Here is a 14,714-nt window from a genome sequence, read left to right as displayed (position 1 = left end):
GTGGCTCAGGTGTGACGTCTCATCGAGGTGTCCGCCTGGGCCACTGCTGTGCTCGGCGGGCGGCGGCTCAGCCTCGGTCGTATTCGTAGACGACCGAGCCGAGCGCGGCCTGCGCCACCCCGAGCCCATGCGTGAGCCACTGAAAGTCCTTGCTCCGCCGCCCCTTTCCGGTGACGACAGCGAGCAAGACCCGCAGCGCCCCGAAACCGGCGAGCGCCGCACCGTGCAGGAAGACGTAGATTCGCCCGTGTTCACGGCGCATCAGCCGGCCGAAGACGTTCCCGCCGCGGACGCCTCGCTTGAACACCCAACGAAATGTGAGACGTTCCAGCGGTACCTCCTCGCTGACCACCGCGTCATCGGCCCAGCCGATCGTGCCGCCCTTACGCCGCAGCCGCCAGAAGAACTCGCTGTCACTGCCCCCGGAGCGGGAGAAGTCGACGTCGAAACGGGTGACTCCAGTCCGATTCAGGGTCGCCACGTTCATCAGCACATTGTTCGTTGCGGCGAGTTCAAGCCGGGTTCCGCTGGGCATCCGGGAGCGCTGGATGAAACCGCCGTCGACGATCCAGGAGGGGGCGCCGTCCGGGAAGAGCGAGATCACCGGGCCGGTGGCCACATCGGTGCCGAACTGCTCGACACAATCGAGCAGACGGGCCAACCAGTCCGGGCTGACCGTCTCGTCGTCATCGAGAAAGGCAATGAACTCCGCCTCATTCATCCGGCTCATCGCCGCATTGCGAGCCTGGGCAATTCCCGGATTCGGCTCATGGACGTAGTCGGCCCGAATCGCGTGCGCGGCCACCAGATCCTCGGAGCTGGGCTTCGAATCGTTGTCGATCACCAGCACCCGGGCCTGGTGCCCGGCGATCGCCGGGATCAGGCTGTCGAGCAGATCCTCCAACTGCTGCGCCCGCTGGTAGGTACAGACCGCTACGAGCACCGACGGGCCGGCCATCAGATCACTCCTGTGGATTCCTTACGGGGCGGCAGCCCGAGCGCGGAGATGACGGTCTCCCACATCTGGTCGTTGCGGTCGGTCAACGTCTTGTGCGCAACCTCGAGACGGTTGAGCGCCTCACCGTCACTGAGCACCGCATCGAGCACGTCACCGGCGGCGCTTCCCGGTGTCCAGAGCCAGTTGGGCACGTCGAAGTCACGCAGCAGTTCGGCGTACTTGTGTGACCAGCCAACTGCGACGGTCGGCACCCGCTGCGACAACGCGCCGACGATCGCATGGAAACGCGAGGAGATCACCAGCGAGGCGGTCCCCAGGGTGTGCTTGAGGGCACGCGGCGGCTCAGGCAGGCGCAGCGGGCAGTCGAGCAGACGGGCGAGGTCGGTACCGAGCTTCACGTCGTCATCCTCGTGCAGCACAACCACCAACTCGGTGAGGCCGTGCGCCCGGGCGGCCTGGGCCAGCTCGACCATCGTGTCGAGGTAGGCCTGCCGCTCGAGGATCCCCTCGGAGACCATCTTCTGGTTGGGTACCAGCGCGACCGCCCCATTTAGCACGTTCGGGCCGGACTGCGGCGAGAGGCCGATGGTGAAGTCGGGACTGAGCTCGACGCGGGCCCCCGGGGCGAGGGCTCGCACGTATTCCAGGCTCTTCTCGTCACGAGCGAAGGTCACCGTCGCCTGGTTGACGACTTCGGCACACCACTTGCGCTTCTCCGGGTCGTTGAACGGGCCGAAGGCCTGCGGCAGCAGGATCTTCGGCACGCCGCGCTTGGCCCAGCGCCGCCCGTAGACGGCCTCGCGACGATGCCGCCCGAGGGCGAAGGAGTCGCTATAGGCAAATCCGGATGCGTCCACGATGCCGGTGAGGTCGTTGTCCGCGACCAGCCCATAGCGCTCCTTCAGCCGACCGGGGACGAGATCCCCGACGACGTTCGCCGCCCGGATCGCGTTGAAGTCATGCAGCGTCTGCCGCAGGCCGAGCCGAGCCCGGGTCTCCCACGAGGCGGCGAACGGATTCGCGCTCAGCTCGGCGTGCGGACCGAGCCGTTCGCAGACGGCCTCGACCATGAGGAGCGCGCCCTTGTTCTTCTCATTGGTGCCGCGAATGTCGACGGTCACAGCGTGACGTACTTACGGGCGTCGCCCAGGGGGCCCTTGATCGAACGGGGGACCATCCCCTGCGGGTCGGCGTACCCGAACGCGACGAGCATCACCACTCGCTGGAACGGTTCGAGACCCAGCAGCTTTGCCATTGCCTGTTCCTTCTCGGGAATATCGGGCCAGTTGACGCAGCAGGTGCTGACGCCCTGCGCCTCCAGCCCCAGAACGAAGCTCATCGCGGCCAGGCAGCCGTCGACGTAGATCAGATGCCGGTCGCGCTCATCGAAGAACGCGGAGAGATCTCCGACGATGACGGCGAGCGCTGGGATCTGGTGGCCGTAGCCACGGGTGCCCATCGGAATGTCGACGGCCTTCGCCACCGTCTCTTTGTCATTGAGGATGTAGAAGACATAGGGCTGCCGGTTGCACGCGGTCGGAGACTCCAGGGCAACCTCGACGGCCCGGTCGATGATCCCGGAGTCGACCTCCTTGGGCAGGTACCAGCGCACCGAACGGCGGGCATGGGCCAGCTGCGCCAGCTGGTCGTAGGCCAGCGGCGAGATGGCGTCACCCATCTCATGGGGGCCTTGCTCGACGACCTCGCGGCCGACGCGGCTGGAGAGGTAGTTCTCGCGGGCCCGAGCAATCTCTGGGGCCTGGGCGGTGGCGGTGGCCTCGAAGTAGGCGTCCAGAACGGATGCCGCCCAGTCGTGCTCCTCCGCGCCGGCTCCGCCCGGGACGTACGGGAAGTTGCGGAAGGTCGAGACCGTCGACTCGATGTAGTCCAGCGCGAACGAATCGCGTCGGGGCTGCATCGTGAGGCCCTTCTCCAGCATGTGGATATGACGACGCAGCTGGTAGAGCTCGAAACCGTCGTCGACCCGGTCGTTGTAGGTACGAATGCCGGCGGTGACGGCCGAAGTCTCACGGGCGAAGGCCCGGCTGCCGAAGCTGTAGTAGAGCCCGCGCCGAACCGGTCCACCTGAAGTCGACCAGCGGTGCAGTCGCATTTTGAACCGCTCCGAGACGGCGAGCAGCGCTCGCCGCGGGGTCGCTAACTTAGACATGATTCCTGCATGTTCCGATTAGCCCTTCCGACGTGCCAGTCGAGTTGCCAGTTCTGTGCGCCGATCGCCGGTAAAGCCTCTCGACCAAAATCGGTTGAACTCAACCGTCTCTGGCCTTCGCGGCCCAACCCCGTCAACCGCCGCGACACCCTTGGCGCGCCTGGTAATTTGCGGATTCAGCGCAGAGTCTACCCTCCGAAACCGGTCGGCCAGCGCCGTGCGCGATCGGATGGCCGACGGCTGAGCACCGCGTGAACATCGGATACAACGCCGTTATCTACCGGTAACGAGAATCGCGCTGAGAGGGCGCACCATACCCAACGCAGACCTCATGCCGGAATGCCGATTAATCGCGGCTCCACCCAGTCGGCGAGGCGAAATAGTGATCTACGCCGCAGGCGCAGCGCCAACATCGATGCGTGTGAACTCACATCTCAATTAGAAATACATGCACCTCTGTATCGAAGAATATGTGAACGGTCGGACAAACGTGGCTATGAGCCAAAGCCGGTAAGTGACGAATCGCACTGACCCATTCGTGCAGCGCCACGATTGGGCGGGCAGCATCATTGGTGCGACTCAAACGCGCGCTGCCGAAGAGTGGCCGAGGCGTCATACTCAAGATGCCTCGGACTGTAGGCGGCGGTACGGAAGGCGGCTGGCGACAGCCCTCAGCGTAAGGAATCGATGGGTAAGTGAGTCAGTTGACGGCGACGCGCCAACGGCCTCAACCCAGCGCTGCGTCCAGGATCAGAACCAACTCGCTATGGAACGCCGTTCAGCAGACCGCGTCCCTCGCCGCCACCTCCGCGGTCAGCTTCCTCCTCGTGCTGGTGCTGCCGGTTCGGGAGTACGGCATCTACTCCTACGCCGTGTCGCTGAGCATGATCGGCGTCGCCATCATGACCGCCGGACTGAGCGGGCTGGCGGTGAAGGCGTTCGTCAACGACAAGCAGCGGACGGCGGCCACCATGTCGGCCATCCTGCTCATCCGCGAAGTCTTCGCTGCCGTTGCGTTCATCTTCCTTGGCGCGATCAGCTTCACCAGCGGCGATCGGCTGACGATCGCGGTGACGCTGGTGTCGCTGACCATGCTCTTCGCCCGCGCCCTGGACGCCCCCGAGCTATGGTTCCTAGCCAGGCTGGAGAGCCGGGCCACCGCGGTGATTCGCATCGGTGCGTCGGCGGCCATGCTGGTGGTCCGGGTGATGGCGGTCGCGTGGTGGAACAACCTCTGGGTATTCGTCATATTGAATATCGTCGAAGCGCTCGTCATGAGCCTGCTGATCCTGCGCAGATACTTCCGCGACCCGAATAGCGCCGGTCTCCACCGACCGCACGTGAAGACGCTCATCGAACTCTTTCGCCAGTCCTGGTTGCTGGCCCTCTCCGGAGTGGCGAATCAGGTCAACCTTCGGGCCGACGTGGTAATCATCCAGGCTTTGATGGGATCCGTCGCCGTCGGCGTCTACTCGGTCGCTTCGCGCGTCAGCGAGCTCGCCTACTTCCTGCCCGTCGTGATTATGAATTCGACACTGCCGGTTCTCCTCGAGGTCCGCAAGAAATCGGGCGGGACGAGCAAGGCGTATCACAATATGCTGCAGCGCTCCTACGACACATCATTCTGGTGTGGCGTGGGCGTGGCGGTCGTCATCAGCCTTATCGGACCGCCGTTGATCCCGATTGTTTTCGGTCACGAATTCGCGGCGGCGTCCAGCGTGCTGCTGATCCATATCTGGGCCTGCCCATTCGTATTCATGGGCACGGTCTATTCAAAGTGGATCATCGTCGAGGGATTTCTCTGGTCCTCGCTCATTCGCCACGTTCTCGGCGGGGTCGTGAATGTGGCCCTCAACTTCATCCTCATTCCGCACTACGGCATCGAGGGCGCCGCGGTAGCCACCGTCTTCTCCTACGCCATGGCGAACTATCTGGCTTGTTTCGTTGGCCGTCAGTCGCGGGGCGAAGGCATCAAGATGACGCTGGCGATCTTCTGGCCGGTGCGTCTGGTGCTGGCCTACTTCCGGATCGGCGTCCCCACGGCGCCGGCAAAACATAGGGCGTGACCACGGCGGGCGTGACGCCAGACTTGATCTGAATTTCACATTGCACGGAGTCTCCCCTGATGACAACTCCGACTTGATCTGAATTTCACCTGCCGCGACTTCTCCGCCCAAATTCTTGTGACCTTCGTCGCGGACTCTCACAGCATGTAGCCTGGCCACTACAGTCATCGTGACCGCCGAATGGCGACGAGTCCGACCACAATCCGGAAGTTACATCCGATGAAATTCCTTTCGCCCAAAAAGACATTCAAGCGCAGGTGGCTCTTCCTGCCACTGGCCATTGCGCCGCTAATCTTCATCAGCGCCACCGCCGGCGGGGTGGACGCAGCGCCGTGGAAGTTCGACCACAGCGAGGAGTTCAACGGGCCGGCCGGATCCCAGCCCGATCCAAAGCTCTGGATGATCCAGACCGGCGGTTCTGGCTGGGGAAACAACGAGGTCGAGACCTACACCGACCGCCCCAGCAACATCAGCCTCAACGGCAAAGGCCAACTTGCCATCACGGCGCGGCGAGAGACTTACACCGGCACCGACGGAATCACCCGCAACTACACGTCCGGACGAATCACCAGCCTGGAGCCGATCAAGTACGGCGCCGTCGTCGCGCGTATCAAGCTTCCGGAGGGTCAGGGCCTCTGGCCGGCCTTCTGGACCGTCGGCACCGACATCCTGACCAAGGGGTGGCCGCGTAGCGGGGAGATCGACATCATGGAGGCGCTGAACAAGATGCCTACCGTCTTCGGCACCCTGCACGGCCCGACCACCACCGGCAACGCCTACGGCGTTGGGAAGAAGACCTCGCCGGCCGACGGTGTAGGAGGTGAGTGGCACACCTACGGGATCAACTGGAGCCCGCTCGGTATCAACTGGTACCTCGACGGGCATCGCTACGGCCGGATCACCAAGGCCAGCCTGCCGGCGACCGACCAGTGGGAGTTCGACAAGCCGCACGTGGTCCAGCTCAACCTGGCCGTGGGTGGCGACTGGCCCGGACCGCCGAACTCGACCACGCCGGCCACCTCCACGATGCTGGTCGACTACGTCCGGTACTACTCGAACTGGTAGGGCGCCAACTCGTTAGGGCACCAACCGGCAGGCCGACACGATTGCCGAATCTTGCTCAATATTCTGTCTGACCTAGATACGTCGATAAAGTGCGATCGTGGACCCGATTCGCAACCCGTACGCGCCCGGCGCCGGCCAGCGACCGCCGGAGCTCGCCGGTCGTGACGCCGAGCTCGATCTCTTCGATGTGGTGCTGGAGCGGATCACCCGCGGGCGTCCGGAGCGGTCGGTCGTGCTCACCGGGCTGCGCGGCGTCGGCAAGACGGTGCTGCTCAACGCGCTGCGCAGCGCTGCCGTCCGGCGGGGGTGGGGCACCGCCAAGTTCGAGGCCCGGCCGGATCAGCCGATGCGTCAACCGCTGGCCGCTGCGCTGCACCTGGCGATCCGGGAACTGGCCGGAGCCGACCCGGACGGGACCCGGCACACGCTCGGCGTCCTCAAGGGCTTCGCCCAGCGCGAGGTCCGCGAAGGCCGCACGGCTAAGGCGGCCGGTCGGGGTGGCAAGGCCGCGCCCCGGTGGCAGCCGGGCATCGATGTACCCGCCGTCGCCGGGCGAGCCGACTCCGGTGACATCGAGATCGACCTTGTCGAACTCCTCACCGACGTAGCCAACCTGGCCGGAGACACCGGACACGGCATCGCGATCTTCATCGACGAGATGCAGGATCTGGAGGCCGACGATGTCTCCGCCCTCTGCGCGGCCTGCCACGAGGTGTCCCAACAGGGACTGCCGCTGATCGTCGTCGGGGCCGGACTACCCCACCTGCCGGCGGTGCTGTCGGCCAACAAGTCCTACTCCGAACGCCTCTTCCGCTACACCCGCATCGATCGCCTGACCCGAGCCGACGCCGACGCCGCCCTCCGCAACCCGGCGAAGGAGGAGGACGGTGACTTCACCGACGAGGCGCTCGAGGCGATGTATCAGGCAACCGGCGGCTACCCCTACTTCGTGCAGGCCTACGGAAAGGCGGTCTGGGACGTCGCGCCCCGCTCGCCGATCACCGAGGCCGACGTAGCGGTCGCGGTGCCCAGCGCCGACGCTGAACTCGCCGTGGGATTCTTCGGCTCCCGTTACGAACGGGCCACCCCGGCCGAGCGGGAGTACCTGCGCGCGATGGCCGACGCCGCCGACTCAGCCTCCGGCCCGAACGACTCCGACAGCGTCTCGACGTCTGTGGTGGCCGAACTCCTGGGGCGGCCGGCGCAGTCGCTGTCGCCGGCGCGCGACGCGCTGCTGAAGAAGGGGCTGGTCTACTCGGCGCAACGCGGCCGGATCGCCTTCACGGTGCCGCATTTCGGACGCTACCTACGCACGCAGGAGTAGCCCGGCCGGACTTAAACCGAATCCAGGAAATCCAGGGTTCGCTGCAGGAGCAGCTCGGCCGCCCCTTCGTCGTAGCTGGCGAGGCTGCTGTCGGCGAAGAGATGCTGCTCGCCCGGGTAGAGGAAGAGTTCGGCCTCCTTGGTCGAGGCGATGAGGCTGCGCGCGGCATCGACGTCGCCCTCGTCCATGAAGATCGGGTCCGCGTCCATGCCGTGGATCTGCACCGGTACACCGGCCGGCCAACCGGCGCCGAACTCCTCGGTCGGGATACAGGAGTGGAACAGCAGCGCCCCCTTCGCGCCGCGGCGCGTCTGGGCCAACTGCTGGGCCGGCATTGCGCCCATGGAGAACCCGGCGTAGACCACCGCCTCAGGCAGCGCGGCCGCGGCCGCAACGCCCCGTTCGCGGATGGTGTCGAAGCCCAGGTGCTGGGCGTGCGCTACGCCATCGTCGAAGACGTCGAAGGTGGCACCGTCATATAAATCAGGGGTAACCACCGTGTGCCCGGCATCGCGCAGCTGGTCGGCGAAGTCGAGGACACCGTCGGTGAGTCCCTGAATGTGGTGATACAGAACCACGTCGGTCACACCAGCCACTTTAACGCAATTACCCGACCGCGTGCTGACGGATCCAGGTGTGCATGGCGATCCCGGCCGCCACTCCGGCATTGATGGAGCGGGTCGATCCGAACTGGGCGATAGAGCAGATCCGGTCGGCCACCAGCTTCGCATCGCCGGTCAGGCCTGGGCCCTCCTGGCCGAAAAACAAAAGGGATTCTCGGGGCAGCACCGTGGTCTCGATCGGGGTCGCCCCGGGCACGTTGTCCACGGCCACGATGCTGTACTTCCCGGCGGCGTAGTCGCGTAGTTCCTCAGCCGAGGCGACGTGGCGGATGTGTTGATACCGATCGGTCACCATCGCCCCCCGGCGGTTCCAGCGCTTGCGCCCGACGATGATCACCTCGGATGCGAGGAACGCGTTGGCGGTACGTACGACGGTGCCGATGTTCAGGTCGTGCTGCCAGTTCTCGATGGCGACGGCAAAGCTGTGCCGCCGGGTGTCGAGGTCGGCGACTATCGCCTCCAACCTCCAGTACCGGTAGGCGTCGACGACGTTGCGGCGATCACCGCCGGCCAGCAGCTCCGGGTCCAGACGCTCGTCCTCGGGCCACGGCCACGGGTGCGCCCCGACTCCGACCTCGAGATCCGGTGTGGCGTTGCGCTCGGGCTCGGTCAAGCCAGTCCAAGATCGGCGAGCGAGTAGGCCGCGCGGCACTCCAGCCCGGCTTCGGCGATGGCGCCGCTGGCGCCCCGGTCCACGATCAGCGCGACTCCGACGACGGCCGCCTCGGCCTCGCGCAGCGCCTCGACGGCGGTCAGCGGGCTGCCGCCGGTCGTCGAGACGTCCTCAACCACCAGGACGCGGCGGCCGGCCACCTCGGGCCCCTCCACCCGTCGCTGCATGCCGTGCTTCTTCTCCGCCTTGCGCACCACGCAGGCGTCGACGGTGCCGTTGCTGGCGTGCATGATCGCGGTCGCCACCGGGTCGGCGCCCAGGGTCAGGCCGCCGACGACGTCGTAGCTCCAGTCAGACGTGAGCTCGCGCATCACGCGTCCGACCAGCGGCGCCGCCTTGGCGTGCAGGGTGATCCGGCGCAGGTCGATGTAGTAGTCGGCCTCCAGCCCGGAGGAGAGAGTGACCCGTCCGTGGACCACGGCCAACTCCTTGATCAGCGCCAACAACTCGTCGCGGTCACTCACAGACTCGATCTCCCTCTCGCGGCGCTGCACTCACAGGCCGCCTCGTCCCATCACCTTGCGAAGCAGTGGTCGGGGAATCGCCCGCGAGGCGCCGACCAGCACCTTGTACTTGGCGTTCGGCACGCTGATCGCCTTACCTTTTCGGGCATCGGCCAGACCGTCGCGCACCACCTCGTCCGCCTCCAGCCACATCCACTTCGGCACCCCCGACATGTCGGCGTCGGCCCGCTGGTGGAACTCGGTGTGCGTGAAGCCGGGGCAGATCGAGGTGACGTGCAGGTCGGTGCCCGCGTATTGGACGGCCAGTGCCTCGCTGAACATCGTCACCCACGCCTTGCTCGCCGAATAGGTGGCGACCGCGCCGCGGGGCAGGAAGCCGGCAACGGAGGAGACGTTCACGATCAGGCCGCCACCGCGGGCCAGCATCGCCTCGGCCGCGGCGTGGCTCAGGCGCAAGACCGCGCGGACGTTCAGGTCGAGCATCCGCTCCTCGTCGGCCAGCGGAGCCTCGAGAAACTGCTGATATAGCCCGATGCCCGCATTGTTGATCAAGGTGTCGATGGGAGCGTCGGCACTGGCCAGCCGGGCGGCCACCGCGGCACCGCCGGCGTCGGTTCCGAGATCGGCGGAGAGCACCTCGGCCTGGATCCCGAAGCGCTCCTCGAGAGCGACCTTGGTGGTGAGCAGGCGGGCCGTGTCGCGAGCGACCAGCACCACGTCGCTGCCCTCGGCGGCCAGCGCTCGCGCGAAGCAGGCGCCGAGGCCGGCCGACGCTCCGGTGACGAGCGCGGTGGGCACCCGCTACCTGCCCTTGGTCTTGCCGCGATTGACGGTGGCCGAGGACTGGACAGGCTTCTCGGCAACCCGCGACTTCGACTTCGGACGCGCCTTGGAGACGTTGGTCTCAACCGACGCTGATACCGATTCCGCTGACGCCGTTGCCGCGGTGGAAGTGCCCTTCTTGGTGAGCGTGACCTTGCCGCCGTTCTCGCCGGACGTGGTGACGGCCGCCGGAGCCGGTGAACGCGGTCGGCGCGGGGCGAAGAGGCTGCTCAGGCCGACGGCCGGCGCCTGGTTCGGGTCACGTACCGGGCGGTTGGCCGCGAAGAAACGGCGGCTCGGTATCGGGATGAAGATGAGCGCGAGGGCGACGATGAAGGTGGCGCCGGTGATGAAGGAGGCGGCCCGGATCAGCACGCTGCCGTGACCGGCGATCGAGACGACGTAGAGCGGGATCTGAGTGAGCACGGCGAGCACGATGATGATCCAGCGGGCCCAGCCCTTCCCCTTCATCAGCTGCAGGCCGAGGACGACGAAGAGCACCGCGAACATCGTCTGCTGGATGATGCCGGTGACCCGAACCGTGTGCAGGTCATGGGCGATCTCGGCCGGCCCGTAAGGTGACTTGGGCGTCTTCGCGCGGTTGTTCGCGTCGATCAGCTGCTTGGTGATCTCGGCAGTGAATCCGAACCGAAGCAGGGCGCCGATGACGAGGAAGATCCCGCTGGCGACGAGGGACCAGAAGGCGTACTTGATCGTGTCCGGAGCAGCCTTCGGGTCCGGTGTGGCTGGGCCGGGCACTTTGCTTCTTGTCTGAGTCACCGGGCAAGTCTACGTTGGCTGACCGTGGTCGAGGACCCGTCTGAGGCGACCGAATCGCTTCGCCGATTCCGCCTAGCCCACTCGGGGCGGACCCGGGTCGAAGCAGCCCCGGACTGAATTCGCACCCCAGGCGATACAGTCGCCTTTCTCATCCATCAGCTCGTCACCGCCGGCCAGCATTTGGCCGCGTTGTCCTTCGCCCGCAACGGAGCACCATGAGCACCCCAGGCAATGTCGACCCGTTCGACCCGAACTACGGGCCGCCTGCGTCCGGCCCGGTGACGCCCGGCCCGGTAGCGCACGGCCCGGTAACGCCAGGTTCCACGGTGCCGGCCTACGGTCCGCCGCCGCCATATCCGCCGGGGGTGCGGTACCCCCCGGGAGCGGCCTACCCGCCACCGCCGTATGGCGCCTACCCGCGCCCGGTCCCGCAGAGCAACGGCATGGCCATCGTCGGCCTGGTGTTCGGGATCGTCTCAATTCCAGGGGCGATCTTCAGCGTCTTCGACCTGTTCGCGCTCGTCCCGGCGTTCGTCTTCTCCATCATCGGCCTGCGCCGTTCGAAGCAGAACGGCACCGGGCGTGGGCTGGCCATCGGCGGCATCGTGACGGCGATCCTGGGCACGCTGGCCATGGCGGCGGTGACGGTGGCCGCGGTTGTCGTCATCTCCGACCAGCACCGGTGCGCTAGCGATTTCGGTCGCGGCTCTGACAGCTACTACAACTGCGTCGACAACTAGCGCCCCTGGCTTGTACGGCTGCATGGGCGCACCCCAGTCGGAGTGCGCCCATCCGGCTACTTCAGATAGATGACCTGAGTCGTCGCCGCCTTGTCATACCAGGTCTGGTTGCGACCGGTGTTGTCAAAGAAGACCGAGACGTACATCAGGATCCCCAGCAGTGTGCAGACGGCACTGGAGACGCCTGGGATCAGCTGGCGTAGGAAGGCCTTCCCGAGGCCGGGAATATCGCCGTTGTCCTGACGCAGCACCTTCACGCCCATCGCCATCTTCCCCAGGGTCTGCCCTTTGAGCCCGATGAAGAGCCATTCGTAGAGGAAGGCGAAGACGAAGAAGATCGCCATCGAGACGAAGAACCCACCCAGTCCGGCGGTCGTGGTCTTGTCGTAGCAGAACCCATTGGTGTCACAGACCTGGTGCGTCGAGCTGCTGACGCTTCCAATGCCGAGGGCGAAGAGGATGAAGAAGACGACCAGATAGATGACGCCGTCGATCAACCGGGCCAGAAAGCGCTGCCCGACCGTGGCTACCTTAACCGGACCGACGTTGGGGAGGTCGACCATCGCGGCGCCGGCCTGAACGACCGGCGCGTAGCCGCTGTACCCGGGCGACGGCGCACCGTAAGCCGGCGCCTGGCCGTAGGGCTGCTGACCGTAGGGCTGCTGACCGTACGGCTGCTGGGCCGGCTGGCCATACGGGTTCTGCGGCGGCTGACCATACGGCTGCTGCGGCGGCTGACCATAAGGATTCGGCTGCTGGGCCGGCTGACCATACGGGTTCTGCGGCGGCTGACCATACGGCTGCTGCGGCGGCTGACCATAGGGATTCGGCGGCTGCACTGGCGGTGGCGGCGCATATGGCTGCTGCGGCGGCTCCCCGTACGGGTTCGGCGGCTGAACCGGCGGTGCGGGCGGCGCCGCTGGCGGTGTGGGCGGCGCCCCGTAAGGATCCTGGGCCGGCTGATCGTAGTTGGGGTCAGCGGGACCCCCGGCCGGCGGCTGGCTCTGGGGATCCTCTTCGGGCGGACCCGGGTTCCAGTTCGTCATAACTTCTATCCCCTCATTGATGAATTGAGCAGCTGGTGCCGGTCGCGTTTCGTCCCGGATTCTGCCGTTAGCAGGTCCAGAAACCAAGGGCATCCGGTGTTGTTCGTGAGAACTCCATGTAAAAGCCGCAGCCGACGGAGTCGGAGATCGCTCTCCAACTCCGCCGGCTGCGGCCGGTGATAACTAGCTATTTATTGCCTTTGTTACCGCTATTTCGGGCTCAGTGCGACGGAGACCTTGATCGGAGTTCCGCTGATCAGGTCGAAGATCGGCGCTGCCGCCCCGGCGTTCTTGAACTTCGACAGCTTGAGGCTGCCAGTGAAGTTCAGACCGGACCCCTGAGTCAGCGCCAGTGTCGACGGCGAGACAGTGGAGACGGCCGTACCGGCCGGGATGAGCGGGATGACTCCGAAGAGACTCGCCGATGGGATCGACACGCTCACCGGTACCGAGAAGGCCCACTTTCCGCCAGTGAAGGTTCCACTGACCGGGCCAGGCGTGATCGCGACCTTGATCGTGACCGGGACCCAGCCGTAGAGGTAGACCGTCACCGTCTTCGTTGGAATCGAAGCGGTACCGGTGACGGCTCCGGTGCCGGAGACGTCAACGCTGGCCTTGCCCGGACCGAACCCGATGGTCAGACCAGCCGCACTGGCCGAGCCAGTGAAGGTGAAGTCATGGTGACCAGCCGGTGCAGGCGTCGGAACAGCCGTCGGGACCGGCGTCGGAACAGCCGTCGGGACCGGCGTCGGGACAGCGGTCGGGACCGGCGTCGGGACAGCGGTCGGGACCGGCGTCGGGACAGCGGTCGGGACCGGCGTCGGAACAGCGGTCGGGACCGGCGTCGGAACAGCGGTCGGGACCGGCGTCGGAACAGCCGTCGGGACCGGCGTCGGGACAGCGGTCGGGACCGGCGTCGGGACAGCGGTCGGGACCGGCGTCGGGACAGCGGTCGGGACCGGCGTCGGAACAGCGGTCGGAACCGGGGTCGGAACAGCGGTCGGGACCGGCGTCGGAACAGCCGTCGGGACCGGCGTCGGGACAGCCGTCGGAACCGGAGTCGGAACCGGAGTCGGAACAGCCGTCGGAACCGGAGTCGGAACCGGAGTCGGAACAGCCGTCGGGACCGGAGTCGGAACCGGAGTCGGAGCCGTCACCGGGATGGAGCCGAGCACTAGGCTCTGCCCAGCGTCGAAGGTGCAGGGAATGTTGCGCTTGGCCGCCGGCAGGACGCTCGTGCCAGCTGCGTTCTTCGGGTCGAAGAACGCGGCAACGGTGGTGGCGGTGAGAGTCGCCGTACCGGGCGACGTGAGAACCGCCGTCGGCGAAGGACCGGTGGCGGTGATGCTGAACGGCGGGCCGTCTCCGTTGGCGTCCTGCGTCTGCGGAACGGCGGTCGTCGGCACGGTGGCGGTGATGCCAAGGTCACTCGGCGTCGCGTTGGTGAGGGTTGCGCCGGCCGTAATGGTGCCCTGCAGCGTGGTGGCCCCCAGGATCTGCAGCGCGTCCGTCGTCGCGACGTTCAGCAGGATGCTGATTTTGAAGTTCTGCAGCGTGACCGAGTCACCTACGACCGCACTGTCCGGGATCGTCGCGCTGATGTTGGCTGAGTACTCCTCAGCCCCGGCGACCGGAATCGTGCAGGTGGTGTTGATCGTCTTGGTCAGCGTGGCCGCTGACGCGGCGCCCCCTCCGCCAGACAGGATGGCCGTGAATCCGGCCGCTAGCCCGAAGGCGGTGGCCCCAGCCACTGCTCGGACGCTTTTTCGCCGCATAAGCGGTTGATGCATCTCGTTCTCCCCTCGATTGAGCTATGCGCCCAGACGATGTGCCCCGACGCCAGCGTCTCTGTGCAACGCCCTGGTCGTGGCCGGCACACCAACTCGGCTACGGCCCCTGCCTTACTGCAGAGGCCGAACCGATTTAGTGAGTGGCGTCACGACATTGGCGTTCCTCACTCGAAGCTACTTTGCGGTAACTCAG

Annotated in this window: 14 protein-coding genes; 4 read left to right on the top strand and 10 right to left on the bottom strand. The window is 66.2% G+C overall.

The genetic code is table 11. From position 1 onward, the window contains the following. Positions 1 to 67: 67 nt before the first annotated feature. Genes CPH63_RS05395 through CPH63_RS05385 form a run of 3 tightly spaced genes read right to left on the bottom strand, consistent with a single transcriptional unit; the run spans position 68 to position 3,128 of the window. Entirely contained in the window at positions 68 to 958 is an 891-nt protein-coding gene (locus CPH63_RS05395) for a glycosyltransferase family 2 protein (RefSeq protein WP_096301903.1), read from the bottom strand. Further along, entirely contained in the window at positions 958 to 2,079 is a 1,122-nt protein-coding gene (locus CPH63_RS05390) for a polysaccharide pyruvyl transferase family protein (RefSeq protein ID WP_096301902.1), read from the bottom strand. The genes CPH63_RS05395 and CPH63_RS05390 overlap by 1 nt, the downstream gene beginning before the upstream one ends. Next, positions 2,076 to 3,128, bottom strand: coding sequence for a nitroreductase family protein (locus CPH63_RS05385; protein ID WP_096301901.1), 1,053 nt, complete (start codon positions 3,126 to 3,128; stop codon positions 2,076 to 2,078). Before CPH63_RS05385 ends, CPH63_RS05390 begins: the two co-directional genes overlap by 4 nt. A 695-nt stretch (positions 3,129 to 3,823) precedes the next feature. Here CPH63_RS05385 and CPH63_RS05380 point away from each other — a divergent pair. The 3 genes from CPH63_RS05380 to CPH63_RS05370 all read left to right on the top strand — a co-directional run bounded on the left by CPH63_RS05380 (position 3,824) and on the right by CPH63_RS05370 (position 7,583). Next, positions 3,824 to 5,194 carry a flippase gene (locus tag CPH63_RS05380; protein ID WP_096301900.1) on the top strand — a complete coding sequence of 457 codons (1,371 nt, stop codon included), beginning with the start codon at positions 3,824 to 3,826 and terminating at the stop codon, positions 5,192 to 5,194. Between the two features lie 219 nt (positions 5,195 to 5,413). Further along, positions 5,414 to 6,259, top strand: coding sequence for a glycoside hydrolase family 16 protein (locus CPH63_RS05375; RefSeq protein WP_157749302.1), 846 nt, complete (start codon positions 5,414 to 5,416; stop codon positions 6,257 to 6,259). A gap of 97 nt (positions 6,260 to 6,356) precedes the next feature. Beyond that, positions 6,357 to 7,583: an ATP-binding protein gene (locus CPH63_RS05370; protein WP_096301898.1), complete on the top strand. Its 1,227-nt coding sequence runs from the start codon at positions 6,357 to 6,359 to the stop codon at positions 7,581 to 7,583. Positions 7,584 to 7,594: 11 nt separating this feature from the next. On the opposite strand, the gene CPH63_RS05365 is transcribed toward CPH63_RS05370, so the two are convergent. Genes CPH63_RS05365 through CPH63_RS05345 form a run of 5 tightly spaced genes read right to left on the bottom strand, consistent with a single transcriptional unit; the run spans position 7,595 to position 10,945 of the window. Continuing rightward, positions 7,595 to 8,170: a dienelactone hydrolase family protein gene (locus tag CPH63_RS05365; RefSeq protein WP_096301897.1), complete on the bottom strand. Its 576-nt coding sequence runs from the start codon at positions 8,168 to 8,170 to the stop codon at positions 7,595 to 7,597. A gap of 19 nt (positions 8,171 to 8,189) precedes the next feature. Continuing rightward, positions 8,190 to 8,819, bottom strand: a complete 630-nt coding sequence (locus CPH63_RS05360; protein WP_096301896.1) for an RNA methyltransferase — start codon at positions 8,817 to 8,819, stop codon at positions 8,190 to 8,192. After that, on the bottom strand, positions 8,816 to 9,343 hold the full coding sequence (gene pyrE / locus CPH63_RS05355; protein ID WP_096304965.1) for an orotate phosphoribosyltransferase: 528 nt from the start codon (positions 9,341 to 9,343) through the stop codon (positions 8,816 to 8,818). Before pyrE ends, CPH63_RS05360 begins: the two co-directional genes overlap by 4 nt. Positions 9,344 to 9,373: 30 nt before the next feature. Continuing rightward, complete coding sequence (locus tag CPH63_RS05350; RefSeq protein WP_096301895.1) at positions 9,374 to 10,141, bottom strand: SDR family oxidoreductase; 768 nt, start codon at positions 10,139 to 10,141, stop codon at positions 9,374 to 9,376. A 3-nt stretch (positions 10,142 to 10,144) separates the two neighbouring features. Beyond that, positions 10,145 to 10,945: a hypothetical protein gene (locus CPH63_RS05345; protein ID WP_157749301.1), complete on the bottom strand. Its 801-nt coding sequence runs from the start codon at positions 10,943 to 10,945 to the stop codon at positions 10,145 to 10,147. A 215-nt stretch (positions 10,946 to 11,160) separates the two neighbouring features. Between CPH63_RS05345 and CPH63_RS05340 the strand changes: the two genes are divergently transcribed. Further along, positions 11,161 to 11,685, top strand: a complete 525-nt coding sequence (locus tag CPH63_RS05340) for a DUF4190 domain-containing protein (protein ID WP_096301893.1) — start codon at positions 11,161 to 11,163, stop codon at positions 11,683 to 11,685. A gap of 56 nt (positions 11,686 to 11,741) precedes the next feature. Here the strand turns inward: CPH63_RS05340 and CPH63_RS05335 are convergent, their stop codons facing one another. Beyond that, on the bottom strand, positions 11,742 to 12,731 hold the full coding sequence (locus tag CPH63_RS05335; protein ID WP_096301892.1) for an RDD family protein: 990 nt from the start codon (positions 12,729 to 12,731) through the stop codon (positions 11,742 to 11,744). Positions 12,732 to 12,940: 209 nt separating this feature from the next. After that, entirely contained in the window at positions 12,941 to 14,521 is a 1,581-nt protein-coding gene (locus CPH63_RS22725) for a DUF6801 domain-containing protein (protein WP_197704587.1), read from the bottom strand. Positions 14,522 to 14,714: the final 193 nt, after the last annotated feature.

Source organism: Jatrophihabitans sp. GAS493, from assembly GCF_900230215.1.
Classification (GTDB): Bacteria; Actinomycetota; Actinomycetes; order Mycobacteriales; family Jatrophihabitantaceae; genus MT45.
The sequence above is the reverse complement of the archived record's forward strand: the minus strand, read 5'-3'. Positions and strand labels throughout refer to the sequence as shown.

What these genes read in the sequence shown, in the direction of transcription:
- CPH63_RS05395 (WP_096301903.1), bottom strand. Translation starts at nt 958, where the DNA reads ATGGCCGGCCCGTCGGTGCTCGTAGCGGTCTGTACCTACCAGCGGGCG.
- CPH63_RS05385 (WP_096301901.1), bottom strand. Translation starts at nt 3,128, where the DNA reads ATGTCTAAGTTAGCGACCCCGCGGCGAGCGCTGCTCGCCGTCTCGGAG.
- CPH63_RS05375 (WP_157749302.1), top strand. Translation starts at nt 5,414, where the DNA reads ATGAAATTCCTTTCGCCCAAAAAGACATTCAAGCGCAGGTGGCTCTTC.
- CPH63_RS05340 (WP_096301893.1), top strand. Translation starts at nt 11,161, where the DNA reads ATGAGCACCCCAGGCAATGTCGACCCGTTCGACCCGAACTACGGGCCG.
- CPH63_RS05335 (WP_096301892.1), bottom strand. Translation starts at nt 12,731, where the DNA reads ATGACGAACTGGAACCCGGGTCCGCCCGAAGAGGATCCCCAGAGCCAG.
- CPH63_RS22725 (WP_197704587.1), bottom strand. Translation starts at nt 14,521, where the DNA reads ATGCATCAACCGCTTATGCGGCGAAAAAGCGTCCGAGCAGTGGCTGGG.